This is a genomic window from Pantoea sp. Fr+CA_20 (genome assembly GCF_024520835.1).
GTDB classification, from domain to species: domain Bacteria; phylum Pseudomonadota; class Gammaproteobacteria; order Enterobacterales; family Enterobacteriaceae; genus Pantoea; species Pantoea allii.
The window spans coordinates 28457-46316 of sequence record NZ_JALNPN010000005.1 but is presented as its reverse complement, the minus strand read 5'-3'; the positions used below and the strand labels follow the sequence as shown (position 1 = coordinate 46316).

Genomic DNA, 17860 nt, shown 5'->3' with positions numbered 1-17860 from the left:
AGAACACCCGCCACCGTCAATTAATTATCACCACTAAGGAAAGCAATGCGGTCATTGGTCATTCTTATCTGGCACTGATAAATTTCAATACGATGTCTAATATCGATATTGTTCGATTCTGCGTCCGACAATTTGCCGCATTTAGTAACTTTTTCATTTACCCATGCCAGCTGTTCTTTTTTTAACGCATTTCGCGAAGAGTCTGGGAGTTCTCGCCACACGGAATTCAGGTTGCGGTCTGAAATTTTATATTCGGCCTTCGCAGAATCCAGAGTGCCTTTAAACTGAGCATGAATAATCTGGCTTTTATTGACGGACAACACACTGATATTGAAAAGGGCATCAGACAAATCAGCCTTGCTAAAATGGCTAAAGATGACATCCTTACCGTTGTCTGCAAGCTTAGCGCTGTAACTGACATCACTCCAGACCACGCTTCCATCATTCAGTTTTCCATAATCCCCTGTAATGGAATGCAAATAGTCTGGTTTGCTACTCACCACATCCAGTGTTTGCTGTGGCACTTTCACTGAGATACTTGCGCTACAATTCAGACCATAGCTTCCATGACCAGACGTAGAAACATTACTGACGCCAATCACCAGGCTATTAAGCTTATTTTGATAGTCAGCAACGGGTTTATCATAACTGTGTCTGGATTTTGTCAGGTAATCACTTTGCAGCAAGCCTGAAGCATCACTGCGAAAAGAATCCGAAAGGGCTTTCAAGGCATCTTCTCTGCCACATTTAAAATCATCGGATGAACTAAAAAATCCCGCATAAGCATTTGCTGTAAAAGTCAGAGCAATAGCCACCGGGACAAATTTATTAAACGTCATGTGTTGCTTCCTTTTTATTAGCAGTAACAGCAACATTCCGTTGCCAGTAATGAATAATTCCGTTCTGCGTTATGATTTCGCGGCATCAAATTCCAGCACAATCCCCTCCTCCTCACTCCAGCCAAGTGCCAGTTTGCGTGGTTTCTGCTCCGCCGCCATATGGGTCAGCAACTGCTGACTCAGCACCGGCAGAATTTGCTGATTCAGCAGGCTGTCGACGTTACGGGCGCCGGTGTCCGGCAGCAGGCAGGCAGAAGTGAGAGCGTCATACAGGCTTTCGTCAATATGCGTGGTCAGGCCGTAGTGACGATGTAAGCGTTTGCTGACCTGAGCCAGTTTCATTTCCACGATGGTACGCATGGCCGCTTCCGCCAGCAGACGGTAAATGACGGTCTGGAAGCGGGCGAGCAGTGCCGGCTGGAAGTGGTCGCGCAATATCGGGCGCAGCAGTTCGTGCAGGTCGCTTTCGGTGGCATCCGGCTGTTCATCGAGCAGTTGCATCAGGTGGTCACTGCCGAGGTTCGAGGTCATCAGAATGACCGTGTTGCGGAAGTCGATTTCCCGGCCTTCGCCGTCGCGCATAAAGCCACGATCGAACACCTGATAGAACAGGTTCATCACGTCACGGTGGGCTTTTTCCACTTCATCCAGCAGCACCACACTGTACGGGCGTTTGCGTACCGCTTCGGTGAGAATGCCGCCCTGGCCGTAACCGACATAGCCCGGCGGTGAGCCTTTCAGTTGGGAAACGGTGTGCGGCTCCTGATACTCCGACAGGTTGATGGTGATCAGCGATTTTTCACCGCCGTACAGCACGTCTGCCAGCGCCAGCGCGGTTTCGGTTTTACCGACCCCGCTCGGGCCGACTAGCAGGAATACGCCCTGTGGACCGTTTTCGGACGTCAGCCCGGTCTTCGCAGCGCGCAGGCGCCGGGCGATGGCAGCGAGCGCCACGTCCTGCCCGACCACGCGTTTACCGATTTCATTTTCCAGGGCCAGCAGTTCAGTCTGTTCGTCTTTCATCAGCGACGACAATGGCACGCCGGTCCAGTCGGCGATGACATTCGCTACGGTGCGCACGTCCACATCCACCGTCAACAACGGGTTACTGTGCTGCATGCCGTTCAGCGCCTGTTGCAGCCTGTACATCTCGCTCTGACGGGAAGTGTCCTGGCGGCATTCCATCAGTTGTTCAGTGAGTTTCAGCTCCTCAACGTACCGGGTTTCCAGCTCCTCGAGTTCCGCCATCAGGTGCGCTTCTTCCTGCTCAATCGCCGTCAGGCGTTCACGGTGGCTCTGACGACCAACGGCAATATCCTCCAGCAACGCCTGCTTCTCTATGTCGAGCGACGTCATCTGCGAGCGAATGCGGATCAGCTGTTCCGGTACAGTGTCCAGGCTCATGCGCACACGGGCGCTCGCGGTGTCGAGTAAATCCACCGCCTTGTCCGGCAACTGGCGGCCTGTTAAGTAACGTCGGGAAAGCGTAACGGCAGCACGCACCGCATCGTCGGTGATGTGCACGTTGTGGTGTTCGGCATAGCGGGATTTCAGGCCACGCAGCATCAGACATGCCGTTTCATCGTCCGGCTCATCCACTTTCACCCTCTGAAAACGGCGCTCCAGCGCGGCATCGCGTTCGAAGTACTGCTTGTATTCGGACCAGGTTGTCGCGGCAATGGTGCGCAATTCGCCACGCGCCAGCGCAGGTTTCAGCAGGTTGGCGGCATCCGCGCCACCGGCCTGGTTACCGGCACCGATAATGGTGTGGGCTTCGTCGATAAACAGCAGGATCGGCACTGGTGACTGCTGCACGGCATCAATGACGTTTTTCAGACGCTGTTCAAACTCGCCTTTCACGCCTGCGCCTGCCTGCAACAGGCCGAGGTCCAGGGTGCGCAAGATAACCGGTTTGAGTGATTCCGGTACGTTGCCTTCGGCAATACGCAGCGCCAGGCCTTCGACCAGTGCGGTTTTACCTACGCCTGGTTCACCCACCAGGATAGGGTTGTTCTTGCGGCGGCGGGAGAGAATATCCACCATCTGGCGGATTTCCGTATCACGCCCAAACACCGGATCGATTTTACCCTCTCTGGCTTTGGCAGTGACGTCGAGAGTGAATTTATCCAGTGCGTTCTGTAACGCTGGGTTCAGTTCGCCCTCCTTCACGTCCTTGCCAACCGGGCGAACCACAAATTCAACCTCCCCGCCGTGTCTCTGCGCCAGTTCGGCTTCCTGCTGCACTTGCGGGCGTTCGTCTGACTGTGCGTCCAGCAGCGGACGCAGGCGTTCAAGCTGGCTTTGCCCCAGGGTCAGCAGCGGCCACAGACCATCACAGCGTACCAAATTCTGTTTTTCAACCAGCGCCATTAGCAGGTGGTGACTTCGGATCTGTTCTTCACCGTTAAGCGAGGCAATCAGCCAGGCTTCCTGCATCAGAGACTGGATATTATCGGAGAGCTGCGGTCGGTGGCGCACGGAGCGCGGCTGTTTATCCAGCCAGCCGAGTAAATCCTGCCAGATGCTGTCCATGTCCCACTCGTAACGGCGGGCCAGCACCGTCAGGTCACCTTCCCCCTGTTCGAGCAACTTCAGCAGCCAGTGCTCCGGCAGAATTTCTGCATGGGCGCGGGTCTGACACAGAGAGGCAGCCCCTTCCATCGCGCGGGCACAGTAAGGGTTGAGACGTCGAAGAAGGATTGCCGGGTTTTCCATGTTTTTAAACTCGCTCTCTGAAGACCTTCAGGCACGCTACCGCCCATCGCTTTTCCTGTGGTCAGGAACCTAAGCGCATCAGGTCAGATTTCTCGGTTGTAGGATGTTTTGCTCAGTACCCGCCGGGCAGGCACTCAGAAAAACTGCGGACAAGTCTCCCTGCCCGCATCAGGCTTACGCCGTGGCGCGTTCGTTCCACGAATCGGAATGAATGATGTTGCCGTCTTTGTAGGTCCAGGTGATTTTTTCGTAACGCAGTTCAATGCGCTCAAGGTGGTTGTGTTTCTCGTAATCAGGATCCTTGATGTCGTGCATCACAGGGTTCACTTTCACCACTTTTACGTTCTCAAGTTTGGTGTTGAAGTACTCCACTTCCTGGCCCGCATCGTTGATCTTGTACCACCTGAATTCCGCAGACTTGAGGGTCTGGCCGGTGGTCACCGCCTTGTACAGATACGGGCTGGAGGAGTCGATCTCCTTGGTGAACAGGAACGGGGTGTGGATGCGGGTACCGGTCAGCTTGCCGGTGTTGTTATCGGTCGGGATATACAGGTTATGCTCCTGAGCCACCACTTCGATGCTGCCGTCACGATCCTGAACGTCCACAGACCCTTTAATGTCCGCGCCGCCGTCGTCCTTTAGCCAAAGATAAACAGGAATTGCCATGGAATTACTCTCCATTGTGTAGTGATGCGCCATCATCCTGAGATGACGCCTGGGTATAGCCCGGTATCTGACAGGCATTCGCCTCCGGTACCAGACTGATTTCGACACGGCGGTTGAGCGCGCGCCCATCCGGGGTGTCATTCGTTGCAACAGGACGACTTTCGCCATAGCCCTGCACCGCAAAACAGCTTTCCGGCACGTCGCCGGTGTCACGCATCCAGTCGCGTACCGCTTCGGCACGTTTCAGGGACAGTGTCTGGTTCCGTTGCGGATTGCCGGTGTTATCCGTGTGACCGGCGACGACAATCAGCCAGCCCGGCTTCGCTTTGATGCCGACCAGCGAGTTCACCAGCATTTTGGTGGAGCCGGGTCTGAGGTCGTACTTGCCCGAGTCGAACAGCGACATACTGTCGAGGCGGACAATTTTTGGCATGGTTTTGGGCGTCAGTTTCGGCGCGGACGGCGGGGGTACATACGTATCAATGGCCTGTTGCACAGCCAGCCACAGACGATTACCTGGGTACAACCCAAGCCCGTAGCGGTGTGGTTCCCCCTGACGCTGCCAGTGCTCCAGTTGCAGCGCATCCTGCTGCAGGGCATGCAGGGCCTGTGCTTTAGGAGCGTAGTGGCCCATAGGGATAGCCTGCCAGCGTTGGAGGTCGGTGCTAACCTTACGGATAAGCGACTGGTTATGTCGCACGGACAGCGCTATAGCGCCAAGGGCACATAACAACAGGACCATCACCACCCGACGTCCAGTATTCCCCCCCTGCAACGGGGTGGTATAGGGGGCAAGCAGAGGGAGTACCGCATCGGCAAAATGCCAGCGCGGTTCACAGGCCGTGGCACGACCGACTGGAGCAATATGGGTCTGGCGAAACAGTAACTGTGGCCAAAGCGCGGCTGTCGAGGTGGATACAGACCCCATGCGCAGGGTGACAGCAAACGGCCGGACAGGTGGACATAGCCTGTCCGGTTTGCCCAGTTCATCCAGCATCACGGCGTGAAGCAGCGATGTCGCCTGGATCAGGTACGGCTTAATAAGGGCCGTCTTTAACGACAGCTCCCATTCGCTGAGGGGAATGGCAGGCTCCGCCTCCGGACACACCAGAGCTGAATTGCCCCGCACCACTATCCACGGTGTTTCCGGACCGCTGAATTCAGTATTCAGGATCACCGGCACGCTATTGCCGGTTAGTTCCCGCAACTGCTTCATCTGCAGGCGCAGTGCCTTCAGGGAAGCGCGTAATAACGCCTCATCCTCATGCTGGTCAGGCAGGCAGCGGTACATCACGGCGAGCTGGCCTGCCATCGTTGGGGTGCGGGTCAGCAAACGCTTTACAAAATGCGTGAGTTCGGTCAGTTCCGCTATCCGGAGATACAATCCCTGTGCCGTGCCCCGACTCGGGCCTGCCACAAACATCGCATCATCCACATCCCCACAAACCAGCACAATCGGCCCGGTATGGCTTTCAGACGGGAAGTGACCGGCTTCATCGACCGGCTGCGCAGGCCGTTTTTGACAGTAACGCCGACGGATAAGGACAGCGGAAACCAGCATAACGAGCAGTGTCAGGATCGATTTTCCTGCGACCGGCCATGCGAGAAACCCCCAAGCCAGCCACAACACAGCGACAAGGCACAGCAATACCGGCAGGGCAGCCCAGACAAGTGTTCGTCCACACATCAGGGCTGCTCCGGCAGTTGCTGGTGCAGCAGGTCCTGCAGCCACAGATGACCGCCCAGCCACACAGCACCAGTCAGGATCACCGCCAGCACAATCCAGAACCATACGGAACGCAACAGGTTGTAACGACGTCGTCCAGTCTTCTGCACTACCAGGGAGGCGCTGGTTTCAAGCGGTGGCACGCGTTCATTCAGTGCGGCGATAACCTCATCACGACGGGACTGCTCCACACCGGACAGCCGGTACTGCCCCTGAAAACCAAGTGCCAGTACCCGCTGGTAGCAGGTCAGCACAGCAGGCTCAGGCGCAGGATGTCGGAGTATCTCCGTGATGCGGTCATACAGTGCCTCACCGGCACGCAGTGAACCAAAGTACACCGCCTGCAGCGGCGCTGAGCGCCAGGCTTTCTGCCCCGCGTCCAGTGTAACTATGTTCAGTGCATCACGGGACATTTCATCAGTGGAACTTTCTGTGGCGTCAGTCCCACTGGCATCCACTACTGCGGTTTTCAGCTCTGGCCTGCGGTTCAGAACGCTTTCATCCAGCAGAGCACACTGGGCATAGGTAATGTGATCGATACTTTCTGCATCAAACCCTGCCCTGTCCAGCGTCTTGCGCACGCTATCCACCTGTGCTTTACACGCAGCATACAGCGCCGGGCCGTCCGGTACGTGCCCGCCGTGACGCAACTGTGCGACGGTCAACCAGGTTTCCGCCATCAAGGCATCAATATCGAAGTCCTTTATCATGAGCGCAGCACCGCAAACAGTTCCAGCTCAAGCTCGCCGAGCACGGACGGGACATAGAAGACGCAGACACCCTGATCCAGCATTTCACGGACGGCATCGCTTTCCATATCCAGCACGAAGTACTGATTATCCAGACGTACCGGCAGCGCAGCAGGCACGCGGCTCAGGGCAATAAGGCCAATACCTTCGACGGCCAGGCCGGACACTTCCCCCACACTAGCCGGAGCCCCGGCAATACAGACTTCGGCGAAGCGTTCAGCAATTTGCCAGGCTGGCTGGTTCGCCCTTACGGAGAGATAAAAGTCGGCTTCATCGCGCAAGCGAATATCGTGCAGCACCGCTTTCCACGTTTCCGGATCCATGCGTTCCATACGGACAGCCACCACCCGTGATGGCAGGCTGGCTTCCAGTAATTCGCTAATAAGGTCGAAGAGAGGCGGGAACGTTTTCTCCGGCGCGCGGTGGTCATAACCCGGAATGGCATCCAGATCATGCTCCAGCGAGAAGGTCAGCATACTGCCGGCAAGACGTGCCAGCTCGGCCCAGACCTGCTCAGGATGCCTGTCAGGGAAACGCTCATACTCAGAGAGCACCCGGGCGTGTGAGTTCAGGGCATTCAGTAGCCAGAATAGAGAAACATCAGCGACCGTAAAATCGGCCATCCTGTCGTTGCTCTCACGACGCATGGACATCAGACGCTGACGACGGGAGCGCAGTTGGAGATTCAGTAATGCCAGGCGCTCACACAGATTGCGACTTGCCGAAAACAGCGCCATTGGTGGGATAAAGTCTGGGTCCTGACACCAGCCCCCCTGCCCGTCCTGTAACAGACGGGCAATGGCGCAGAAATCCCAGGCGCTGTTGTCTTCATGTCCGAAACGGAATGCCAGATTAAACCGGGCCACCGCCATCGACTCTTCTTCCTGACCGAAGCGGTCGGCGATTGTCTCCCACGCTTCCCGATAGCGCAGCGGGCGCTCTGCAGGTAGCGTGTCTGTCTGCACATTCACGATCCCGGCCTGCATCACCGGTAATGCCACATACACTGTCACCGGAGCATTGCTGGCAGAAACCGGAACCTCAATTTCACGGGGCTCCGGTGGCAGATCACTGAACCGGGTATCAACCAGCGTGTCATCCGGGAGCCAGAGACGCAGCGACTGCGCCTGGACTCGGCCGGAGGCCAGCATTGCTTCATCCAGCTCTACCCGACCGACGCCCCAGGGAAAGGCGCTTCCGCGGGCGGCAATACCGGCCCGGGAAAATGCATCCCATTCAGACTGCTGCTGAAACTGTTGAGGGGAAAGAAGCACCCCTTCATTCCATAACGGACGATGAATTTTCATCCCTGATTTCCCCTCGCCTTACGATTTCGCCTTCGGCATCTGGGAAACCAGTGACAGGTTGACGTCCATGCCTTCTACCTGGAAATGCGGCACCGCGAAGAGTTTCACGCGGAAGAAGCCCGGATTGTCTTCGATGTCTTCCACCACCACTTTCGCATCACGCAGCGGGTGAGACGCCTGCAGCTCATCGCCCGGATCGGTCATCTCCGTGACCAGACTGCGAACCCAGGTGTTCAGCTCAAGCTCCAGCAGACGACGGTCTTTGGTCGTACCGATATTTTCACGCTGGATCAGTTTCAGATAATGGGCGATGCGTGACAGCAGGAAGATGTAGGGCAGACGGGCATTGATACGGCTGTTGGCGGTCGCATCCGCTGTATCGTACAGCGCCGGTTTCTGGGTGGAGTTCGCCGAGAAGAAGCACGCGTAGTCACGGTTTTTGTAGTACGACAGCGGAATGAAACCCAGGTTGGCGAATTCAAATTCGCGGGTTTCCGGGATCATCACTTCAGACGGGATCTTCACCTGATTACCGGTGCCCAGATCGTACAGATGGATAGGCAGGTCCTGAACGGCACCGCCCGCCTGTGGGCCACGAATCTGGACGCACCAGCCGTTGTTGATAAAGCTGCGTACCATATTCGCGGCAAAGGCAAACGAGGCGTTGGTCCACAGATATTTGTTGTGATCCGGGCCTTTCACCTCTTCGACATAGTTGAAGCTGCGGACCGGCGTGGTATCCGGGCCATACGGCAGACGGCCCAGTACACGCGGCATCACCAGACCGATATAGCGGGAATCATCGGTTTCGCGGAAGGATTTCCACTTGATGTATTCCGCGCGGTCAAAGTAGTTGCCGATATCCTTGATGGCCGCCACCTCCTCCATGGCGTCCTTGAGGAAAAATTTCGGACCTGCGGAGCCGATAAACGGCATATGTGCTGCGGCAGAGACTTTCGAGATATTGCGCAACAGGGCCACATCCTGTGCAGAGGCATCAAATTCGTAGGCGGAGATCAGCGCGGCAATCGGTTCGCCACCCGGCGTGTCATATTCATCAATGTAAGTGTGTTTATACAGTCCGCTCTGGATAATTTCCGGGCTGTCTTCAAAGTCCTGACGCAGGTCTTCTTTCGACATATCCAGCAGTTCAACTTTCACGTTCTGGCGGAAATCGGTTTTATCGACCAGGGATTTCACACCGCGCCACAGACTTTCCACCGCCTGAAAAGCATCGTGATGCATGACGGCATCAAGCTGACGGCTGATCTGGTGGTCCAGTTCCGCGATATGATGGTCAATCAGGTTTCTGTCGAGTTTCTCAACTGTTGAGCCAGATTTTGTCAGGCATTCCAGAAACACCTGCATGCCGGCGGTCAGACGTTCATCCGCCGTTGCATCCGACATCGCCTGTGCATCCTGCCAGATATCCAGTGCGCTCAGTTCAGACACCGGGTTCAGATTGATTTTTTCAAACAGGGACGCATAAACCCCACCCGCGGCTGGGCGTTCCAGTACCACGCTTTCGCCACCCGCAGCCTTCTCATTTTTTACAGACATCAACATCTTCCTTATTAATCCGTCAAAACACTCTGACCGTTAGGGCTGTTTCGGGGCCAGAGCAGACAGCTCAGACCGAAGTTCGGCACTTAATGCCGGATCGAGCAGAATATTTTCCAGCTCTTTTCGGAAAGTCTGGTTGTCCAACAGGTTGGCCTTTAAATCACGAAGCAAATTGCGCATGGAAAGCATGGCTTTCAGTTGAGGTATTTGTCGGGACACCTGTTCCGGAGAGAAATCTTTCATGCTCTGAAATGTCAGACGGATATTTTCTTCGCTACCGTCACCGGCAAGCGTGTTTTGAACGGTAAGATTGACTTCTGGGGAATATTCGGAAAGTACGGCGTCGAAATTATTTTTGTTCAGATTAACTTTTTTTCGCTCGGATAACGGTGCGGTCTCCTTGCCATGACTGAAATCACCCGCAACCAGTAATTTCAGGGGGAGCTCTGTTTTCTTGCTCGCGCCACCGGTATGCAGTTCAAGTTTTAGATTAATACGTGCTTTCGGAATTTCGGACTGATAGGAAGAATTAGACATGGCTGTCCCTGTTCTATTGCGTTATAGAAACGGTCAATGCCAGCGAGAAATTAATAAGAAAAGCAAACCCAGCAAGAACAACGTCCCGGTTCACGTCATCCGACGAGAATAAAAACCCGGAATCAAAAGCGGGTGCATTCCATTCACCAGCATGTCGACACTGTATTGTTGAGCGTTTATCTGCGATGGAAAACATTCGGATAAACGCCAACGGACAGAGTGTAAGAAGGTTAAACACATGACAGTAAATGAAAAAGTGTAACAAAAAGTTACAATAATCAGGCTTAACATTTTTATATCATCTTTTTGATTTATATGACCTTTAATTAATAACCTTTTCATGCCGCATGGGACAAGGGTGTTCAGTAAGTGATCAATTTAGCTTAGGGATTGAATCCCTAAAAATCCCGACCACAATGTAAAATATTTAATTTTAGTTTTAACAAAAATAATAATCAGGATGCGACTGCACTCGGGAAAATATGAAGACATCGTCATACTTTCATAATTCTCTTTTCGTTAACCTGGGGTTATTTATTTTTATTGGAGGAGAGTAACGATCACTACTGGGCTCTTCACCTTTTTCATGCCGGTGCCTGTGACAGGTAAATCTCAGGCACCAGGTGCCTGGACGATCGGGAACAACAACCGTCCAGGCGGCAATATGCAGGGAGCGGCGCAACTCACTTTTCAGCGATCTGAACGTATCGATAAACTGAATGGCATCATCGACAGACAGAATTCGGTAACATTGCCTGCTCAATAGTGATGAGCCAGATTAAGGTAATATTTCAAACTTCCCATCCATCCCCTGATAAAATCGTGCAAATCACATTGGTGACGCGAGCGATTAGTATCATTTGGCAGCGGGCCCCAGCAAACTAACGCCGTGTGGTGCTGAAAATATCCGGGCGGTTGAGGTTGATATAATCTACCCCCGCAGACGCTATTTCCTGATGAACCTTTATGTCGTCACCACCGTAATAAACCATGATCTCAAGGCCAGCCTTACGGCTTGATTCAAGGATTCCGGGATTACGCATCTGCTCAACGTTCACCTCGATGATAGATCCATGATGCAGGGGTGCAACAAGAGAGGGAGACATGGCGATATCGAGGGTCATCATTTTGCGAAACTCCGGTGCCACGGCCTGAAGGCCAGTGCGCATCGCGTCGGAAAACGAAAAGAAGAACGTGTCGCGCACCATACCGAGATCCCGTACTAACGCAGCCACTTTGAGTGGATCGCAGTATTTCAGCTCAATATAGACACCAGCGCGACCACGCAGATGTTCAAGGTAGTCATCAAGCCGCGGCACAATGGCACCTTTAAAGCGGTCGTCGAACCAGCTTCCTGCATCCAGTGTATCAATATCGCGCGACAAGGCATGACCAACGAGGCCCGTGCCGTTCGTCGTGCGATCCAGGGTCTCGTCATGGATAACGTAGAGCACACCGTCTGCGCTCTCTCGCACATCCAGCTCAATGTAATCGGCCCCCTGTTCAAGCGCCAGGTCTGCGGAAAAGAAGGTGTTCTCTGGTGCAAAATGGTTGGCACCACGGTGTGATACGACTCGGGTCATTAACGTATTTTCCTGTTAGCTAGCCAGCATAAACATGTTTGCTGGGGTGGCAGAATACAGAGAGGTTGGCATGAAGATCGACGATGCGTTTACCAGAAGCATTGAACATAAGGGTCAGTTCGGGTTGACATGCGATACCGATCCGGGAACCGGTCGCATGACGCACCGCTTCACCATATTCCAGCGCGCGGAGAATGCCGGCTGGCGTGTCAATCGTGTAGAAAACTTCACGTCCCATCGGCTCGACGGTGATAACGTCACCACAGAGAGGCGCATGATCGGCGGCAACCAGGTTGATATCCTCCGGACGCAGACCGAAACAAACGGGGCCATCGTATCCGTGATTCAGTTCAAAGGATGATTGTCCTAATTGCAGAAAACGGCCAAGTGCCTGTCCCTTCACAAGGTTCATGGGCGGTGAGCCGATGAATCCTGCAACAAAGAGATCGTCCGGACGCCTGTAAAGGTCGTCTGGCGTGCCGATCTGGACTATCTCGCCGTGATTCATACAAATGATCCGATCGGCCATCGTGATGGCTTCCAACTGGTCATGGGTGACGAGCAAGGTGGTGAAGCCGAGGCGTTTCTGAAGATTCTTGAGCTCCGTGCGCATGGTGATACGGAGTGTTGCGTCAAGGTTAGAAAGCGGCTCGTCAAGTAACAGGATATTCGGTTCCTTGACCAGTGCCCGGGCCAGCGCCACGCGTTGTTGCTGCCCACCTGAAAGCTGCGATGGGCGTCGATCGAGCAGCGCGCTTATTTGCACAAGAGTAGCCGCCTCTTCCACGCGCCGGGCCATTTGGTCCTTATCGATTTTTTTAAAACGTAACGGAAAGGCGATGTTGTCGCGCACCGTCAGGTTTGGGTAAAGCGCGTAAGACTGGAAGACGATACCAACATTACGATCGCGGGCATCGATGCGATTGACATTGTGCCCGTCAAACGCGATCTCACCGCTGCTCGGCGCATAAAGCCCCGCCAGAAGAAACAGCGTCGTCGACTTACCACATCCGGATGGGCCGAGAATGGCAACGAATTCACCGTTCTCAATGGCAAGATTCATCGGTTTTAGGACCTGGGTCTCACCCCAGTTTTTGGTGACATTGTTGAGCGTGATCGAGGCCATGACAATTATCCCTTAATACCGCCAAAACTCATTTGGGTGATGTATTTCTGCGTGAAGGTGTAGAGAACAAGCACGGGAAGTAAGTAGATGATGCCGACGGCGGCGATCATGCCGTAATCTGCGCCCGTATTATCCTGTGCAACAAAGAAAAGGTAGAGGCTCATGGTCATCTGGCTTTTGTCGATAAGTAGCGTCTGGACAAAAACGTACTCCTCCCAACCGCGCAAAAAGGTAAAGGTAGCAATCGCAATCAGCCCGCTACGCACCTGTGGCAGAACCACCAGGCGAAAGGCCTGGAAACGGGTCGCGCCATCTGTCACCGCACTCATCTCAATATCCCAGGGCACGCCGTCAAAAAAACCCTTAAGGACGAAAATCGCGTAGGGCAGCTCCAGCGCACTCATCACCATCACCACGCCGGAGAGATGGTTGAGCAGGCCCATATAGTGAAGCTGGATGAAGATAGCGATGGTCAGGGCCAGCGCGGGAAAAGCATGTAACAGAAGCAAACCGCGAAGGAAATTTTCCCGACCGGCAAAGGCAAAGCGCGATAACGCGTAGGCTGCTGGCGTCGCGACGATCGTCACAATCAGTGTTTGGGAGACGGCAAAGATCAGGGAGCTACCCAGTGCCGTCCAGGCCGACGGCATCAGCTCCACGCGCGTTGTGCCGGTATTCGCAATATCCCGGTTCCACAGAAAACGGTAGTTGTGCACTGTCATATGGGGCATCAGGAAAATCATCACGAGGAGCAGCACAATGATACCGAGCGCAGTCCAGGACAATATCGGTCTGCGCAGGCGATCTGCCAGAAAGGCAAGCACGATCGCCCCGAAATAAGCCACGCCCGCAATGGCGCTGGTACGCCAAAGCACAAGCCGGCTGACGGACTCATCAGAGGTGGTCAGGGATTTTGCCAGGAGCCAGAGGTAAGGCAGCAGAATCGGGACCGAAATAATCGTCAGGAAGAGAATGACCGCAGACAGGAAGCCGACACGATTGACGGTGCCTCGACGTTCAAGACGCGCCCATTTCGATTGGGCAACCGCTGTGGTTTGTACGCGTGACATCACAATACCTCGATTTTCGGCGCGGCAAAGGTCGCGCGCATATTGCTAACACGCCATTGCACTAAGGTCGCGGCCACGCCAATCACCATCAAACCAAGCGCCAGCGCCGCGCCATAGGCGTAAGCCCCATTTTCAAAGGCACGACGGTAGATATAGAGCGCATACGGCGTGGAATCGTAGACAGGGCCGCCTCCGGTGATGAGCAAAATGTATTCGTAGGTGGTCATCAGGGAGAGGCCCTGATAGATCGTGATAAATCGAATGGGCTGAGACAGCGCGGGGGCCACCACATAACGCAGCACGCCCCATTCGCTCGCCCCGTCTATCCGCGCCGCATTGGCGAGATGTGAAGGGATGGAGCGAATTGATGACGTCAGAATGACCATGGCAAAGGATGCTCCCACCAACCCATTCGCCACGACGATCAGAAACAAGGGGAAATCATTGCGCAAATTCACAGGCGGCAGGCCTAAAGACCCGGTTACCTGATTAAGCAAACCGGACGGCGTGGGATCGGCAACCCATATCCACAGAATACTGTAGAGTACGGCCGGTGACATGCGTGGCAACAGCCAGAGACCGCGAAACAGATTACCGAGTCTGTCGGGGATGGCCGTCGACGTTATGGCCAACAGGGCACCCAGCCCGACATTGAAAATAAACAATGTCGCCGTGACGTAGATCAGCGTCGTCAGGAGCACGCCAGGAATGCGCGCATCGCGTGACACGATCCGCTCGAAATTCTGCAGTGTAAATTGGCCGACCCGAAGATCCGCGCCCATATCGGTAAAGGCGATGACAGTATTGACGATGATGGGCGCCAGGAAAAAGACGACCAACAACGCGATAGCGGGCGCGAGATAGAAAACGGGTCGGGCTGGCCGGTGCGCCCGAGGCTGGAACTGAGACATGACCTCATCTCCTTAAGTATTAACGATCGCACTAAGCGCGACACCCGACGGGCTAAACACTATTTGTTGGCGACAGAGGCGCGAATCTCAACATCGTCGCCGAACTGCAGTTCAAGCTCTTCAGCGATAAAATCAACCGCCTGTTTTGCGGTCATTTTCCCTGTCTCAACGGCCTGAAGACCGCTGAACAGCACCTTGTTATAGCTGCCAAACTGAATGTGATTGGGCACGAACTTCGCATGCGCCATCATTGGCGAGGCGGCTGACAGCACCCAGTTATCCCGGTATTTCGGCATCGCCGTTTGCGCGTTGCTGATGGCCGTATGATAGGAGGTCACAGCATGCTCGTTGTTGAAATAGGGTAAGGTTGCCAGTGCGACGAGTTCGGCAGCAATATCGGCATTTTTACTTTTGGCATTCACCGTATAGAGAAGCGGATGCGACAGGTTTGAAGGCTGACCGCCCTTTTTGGCCGCCGGGGCCGGAATCCAGCCTATCTTATGAAAATAACCCTCTTTGTCTGACGGCCAGACCGCCCCATTTTTGTCCCCCACCTGCCAGGCCACCGCCCAGACACCCTGGTGAAAGATAAATGCCTTCTCCTGTTTGAATGCCCCCTGAATGGCATCCCAACTCATCGCCGTATTATCGACAGGGGTAACCCCCTGCTTCGCATTACGTGCATACCAGCCAAGGGCGTCGGCCATTTCAGCCTTAGGAAACATGAGTTTACCGGTCTTCTCATCCATGAATTTCACGCCGTAAGACTGAAAGACCATAAGATAATCAATACCGACGTTCGGGCGGTGCAGCATGCCATATTGGGCTGCTTTGTCGTCCACGACTTCTTTGGCAAGTGCGGTCAGATCGTCGAGTGTAAAATCACCGGACTCAACCCTGGCCGGAATAGCGTTAATAAAGGCTTCATCCTTGCCGATTTTTCTCAACATATCTTTGTTGTAAAAAAACATCCGTATTTCAGCATCCTGCGGTATGCCGTAGATCTTTCCATCCTTTGCTTTCGCCGATTCCCACAGCACAGGCAGGATATCGCTATAAACCCACGGTGCAGCGGCGATCTTGTCGTTCATTTGCATGGCATAACCGTCCTTAGCAAACTGACCGATCCACTCATGGGGCAGCACATAGATATCCGGTCCCTGGCCGACGGACATTGCCTTCAGCATGTCCATAGCAAAGTCGTCCCAGCCTTTGACAGCACTGCTGTTGGCCTGAACCACAATATGCTTGTCGACACCCGCAGCCTTAAATTGCTTGTTCATGATGTCGGCGGCATCTTCGATATTGGTGATGCGGTTGGGAGCACTCCGCTCGGCGAGCGTGGAGAGTTTGATGGTTATCTCTTCGGCGTGGGCAAGGCCGCCACACAGCGCGGAAATCACCAAGGTGGCGAGGACAGTCAATTTTTTCGACATGGTTTTTATTCCCGTTGTGCCTATTATTTAAGTAAGTTAATTTATTTAAATGACAAGTTCATGACCATGTGAAAATGACCGGGAGAAGATGAATTGACTTCATCGAAGCATTGGGAAGGAATCGGTACAACGCAGTCTGCCGTGTTACGTTATCTTCGTCGCAACGACTCTGCATCGCGTGCTGAAATCGCCGATTGTTGTGGCGTGACAGCGGCGGCGGTGAGCATGATGACCCGCGATCTCATCAAGCGAGGTATCGTCGTCGAAGGGGCTCGTCGTCCGTCTGGCCGGGGCGCACCGCACATCGATCTTACGCTTAATTCCGCAATCGGTTATGCCATAGGGATTCATGCCAGCCGCTTTTCTATCACGCTGATGCTGCTTGATTTCAAAGGCAAATTGGTCGATGAAATTGAACTGATCGGCCTCTATGAAACCTTTGCCGAGGCTCGGTCAGCGATGCAGGAGGGTCACAAAACGCTGCTGGAGAGAAATCACATACCGCATCGTTTACTGATTGGTGCAGGCATCGCCATGCCGACACGGTTTCAACGCGGTATTGCGCCTCTCCATCTGGCCCCCGAAGTGACCTCCTGGGATGAACCCGGGCTGTATGAGTCCATCCGGCAGGCTTTGGGCTGTCCGGTGTTGATCGAAAATGATGCCAATGCTGCAGCAATGGGCGAGATGGCGCTCGGTAATGCGGCTAATCATCAAGACTTTGTCTATCTCTATCTGTCAGAAGGCATCGGCAGCGGCATTATTTTGGGCAAACAACGCTATCGCGGTCATCTTGGCAATGCGGGCGAAATTGGCCTGTTACTTCCACTCGAAAGACCACGGCCCTCTTTTACTGACCTTGCTGCCTGGTGTAAAAATCACCTCGGCGAGATACCGGATGGTCGTTCACAAGCTGTCTGGCACCGTTTCCTGAGCGAAAACGTATCGGTTCTCGACGGGTGGATTGAACGCACAGGCCCGGAAATCGCACGCCTGGGCTTTATGCTAAACGCTGTCCTTGCGCCAGCGGCTATCTATCTTGGGGGCACACTGCCGCAGGTCGTGCGTCAACGGCTTGCTGTCTGGCTCGATTTTTCCGCGTTAGATACCTTAAATGGCACTCATGTCGTGCAACCTGAAATCTGCCTGCCGGATATCTCAGCTACGGATACCGTCGCATTCGGTGCCGCCGCCATGGTTCTGCACAATGTGGCTCAGCCGGATACGGGGAATCGTAGCGCATTTAACCGCCACCTCAGCGTGATTTAACATGGCTTAAAAACACGTCGCCATGGGCGGTAAGCGCTGTCCCGCTGAACGTAAAGTGGAAGCCGTCCAACAGGGTGTTTATCGTGGCCATTCTGTTTCCAGCGTTGTAATACCTCTCAATATCCCCCTCCGCCGGGAGCGGTCTGGGTTGATGCGCGTTTATCCCGGCCGCCACCTGAAAAAGCAGTCCGCACCGACAAATAAAACCACTCGCTTCTGTTTCTGTCTTTTCACAGGGGAAAAACAGGTTTGCCGGAGTGAATATTCCCGTTCTGGCAGGAAGCCGAGTGCGCGTGAAGCATTGAGAATAAACCGGCCGGCAAGGCGAATATTCACGCAACAATGCCAGAATAAAGAAGAGCC

The 17860-nt window shown here is 54.2% G+C and carries 14 protein-coding genes; 1 reads left to right on the top strand and 13 read right to left on the bottom strand.

Annotated elements, in window-relative coordinates; genetic code table 11:
* Positions 1 to 20 precede the first annotated feature (20 nt).
* The 13 genes from NR177_RS08580 to NR177_RS08520 form a co-directional block, all read right to left on the bottom strand.
* Positions 21 to 839 (bottom strand): lysozyme inhibitor LprI family protein, encoded by an 819-nt coding sequence (locus tag NR177_RS08580; protein WP_256852671.1) that lies wholly within the window; start codon positions 837 to 839, stop codon positions 21 to 23.
* 69 nt (positions 840 to 908) lie between these two features.
* Positions 909 to 3554: a type VI secretion system ATPase TssH gene (gene tssH, locus NR177_RS08575; protein WP_256852670.1), complete on the bottom strand. Its 2646-nt coding sequence runs from the start codon at positions 3552 to 3554 to the stop codon at positions 909 to 911.
* Positions 3555 to 3728: 174 nt separating this feature from the next.
* On the bottom strand, positions 3729 to 4220 hold the full coding sequence (hcp, locus tag NR177_RS08570) for a type VI secretion system effector Hcp (protein ID WP_256852669.1): 492 nt from the start codon (positions 4218 to 4220) through the stop codon (positions 3729 to 3731).
* Between the two features lie 4 nt (positions 4221 to 4224).
* Positions 4225 to 5907, bottom strand: coding sequence for an OmpA family protein (locus NR177_RS08565; RefSeq protein ID WP_256852668.1), 1683 nt, complete (start codon positions 5905 to 5907; stop codon positions 4225 to 4227).
* Entirely contained in the window at positions 5907 to 6656 is a 750-nt protein-coding gene (gene tssL / locus NR177_RS08560) for a type VI secretion system protein TssL, short form (protein ID WP_256852667.1), read from the bottom strand. The genes NR177_RS08565 and tssL overlap by 1 nt, the downstream gene beginning before the upstream one ends.
* The gene (tssK, locus tag NR177_RS08555) at positions 6653 to 8002 is read right to left on the bottom strand and encodes a type VI secretion system baseplate subunit TssK (protein ID WP_256852666.1); all 1350 of its coding nucleotides are present in this window, start codon (positions 8000 to 8002) and stop codon (positions 6653 to 6655) included. The genes tssL and tssK overlap by 4 nt, the downstream gene beginning before the upstream one ends.
* An 18-nt stretch (positions 8003 to 8020) precedes the next feature.
* A complete protein-coding gene (gene tssC / locus NR177_RS08550) occupies positions 8021 to 9568 on the bottom strand; it encodes a type VI secretion system contractile sheath large subunit (protein WP_256852665.1) in 1548 nt (515 codons plus the stop codon).
* Between the two features lie 33 nt (positions 9569 to 9601).
* The gene (gene tssB / locus NR177_RS08545; protein ID WP_063880421.1) at positions 9602 to 10102 is read right to left on the bottom strand and encodes a type VI secretion system contractile sheath small subunit; all 501 of its coding nucleotides are present in this window, start codon (positions 10100 to 10102) and stop codon (positions 9602 to 9604) included.
* 881 nt (positions 10103 to 10983) lie between these two features.
* Positions 10984 to 11685 carry a glycerophosphodiester phosphodiesterase gene (gene ugpQ, locus NR177_RS08540; RefSeq protein ID WP_109717606.1) on the bottom strand — a complete coding sequence of 234 codons (702 nt, stop codon included), beginning with the start codon at positions 11683 to 11685 and terminating at the stop codon, positions 10984 to 10986.
* Positions 11686 to 11704: 19 nt separating this feature from the next.
* Complete coding sequence (locus NR177_RS08535) at positions 11705 to 12811, bottom strand: ABC transporter ATP-binding protein (protein ID WP_256852664.1); 1107 nt, start codon at positions 12809 to 12811, stop codon at positions 11705 to 11707.
* Positions 12812 to 12816: 5 nt separating this feature from the next.
* Positions 12817 to 13881, bottom strand: coding sequence for a carbohydrate ABC transporter permease (locus tag NR177_RS08530; protein WP_063880425.1), 1065 nt, complete (start codon positions 13879 to 13881; stop codon positions 12817 to 12819).
* Complete coding sequence (locus NR177_RS08525; RefSeq protein ID WP_096012896.1) at positions 13881 to 14792, bottom strand: carbohydrate ABC transporter permease; 912 nt, start codon at positions 14790 to 14792, stop codon at positions 13881 to 13883. Before NR177_RS08525 ends, NR177_RS08530 begins: the two co-directional genes overlap by 1 nt.
* A gap of 59 nt (positions 14793 to 14851) precedes the next feature.
* Positions 14852 to 16228, bottom strand: coding sequence for an ABC transporter substrate-binding protein (locus NR177_RS08520; protein WP_256852663.1), 1377 nt, complete (start codon positions 16226 to 16228; stop codon positions 14852 to 14854).
* A 93-nt stretch (positions 16229 to 16321) separates the two neighbouring features.
* On the opposite strand from NR177_RS08520, the gene NR177_RS08515 reads away from it, so the two are divergent.
* Positions 16322 to 17497 (top strand): ROK family transcriptional regulator, encoded by a 1176-nt coding sequence (locus NR177_RS08515; protein WP_256852662.1) that lies wholly within the window; start codon positions 16322 to 16324, stop codon positions 17495 to 17497.
* Positions 17498 to 17860 lie beyond the last annotated feature (363 nt).

Bases quoted from the DNA above. Each gene is read 5' to 3' on its own strand.
- tssC (WP_256852665.1), bottom strand. From the start codon at position 9,568: ATGTTGATGTCTGTAAAAAATGAGAAGGCTGCGGGTGGCGAAAGCGTG.
- NR177_RS08525 (WP_096012896.1), bottom strand. From the start codon at position 14,792: ATGTCTCAGTTCCAGCCTCGGGCGCACCGGCCAGCCCGACCCGTTTTC.
- NR177_RS08530 (WP_063880425.1), bottom strand. From the start codon at position 13,881: ATGTCACGCGTACAAACCACAGCGGTTGCCCAATCGAAATGGGCGCGT.
- tssK (WP_256852666.1), bottom strand. From the start codon at position 8,002: ATGAAAATTCATCGTCCGTTATGGAATGAAGGGGTGCTTCTTTCCCCT.
- NR177_RS08535 (WP_256852664.1), bottom strand. From the start codon at position 12,811: ATGGCCTCGATCACGCTCAACAATGTCACCAAAAACTGGGGTGAGACC.
- ugpQ (WP_109717606.1), bottom strand. From the start codon at position 11,685: ATGACCCGAGTCGTATCACACCGTGGTGCCAACCATTTTGCACCAGAG.
- tssL (WP_256852667.1), bottom strand. From the start codon at position 6,656: ATGATAAAGGACTTCGATATTGATGCCTTGATGGCGGAAACCTGGTTG.
- tssH (WP_256852670.1), bottom strand. From the start codon at position 3,554: ATGGAAAACCCGGCAATCCTTCTTCGACGTCTCAACCCTTACTGTGCC.
- hcp (WP_256852669.1), bottom strand. From the start codon at position 4,220: ATGGCAATTCCTGTTTATCTTTGGCTAAAGGACGACGGCGGCGCGGAC.
- NR177_RS08580 (WP_256852671.1), bottom strand. From the start codon at position 839: ATGACGTTTAATAAATTTGTCCCGGTGGCTATTGCTCTGACTTTTACA.
- tssB (WP_063880421.1), bottom strand. From the start codon at position 10,102: ATGTCTAATTCTTCCTATCAGTCCGAAATTCCGAAAGCACGTATTAAT.
- NR177_RS08565 (WP_256852668.1), bottom strand. From the start codon at position 5,907: ATGTGTGGACGAACACTTGTCTGGGCTGCCCTGCCGGTATTGCTGTGC.
- NR177_RS08520 (WP_256852663.1), bottom strand. From the start codon at position 16,228: ATGTCGAAAAAATTGACTGTCCTCGCCACCTTGGTGATTTCCGCGCTG.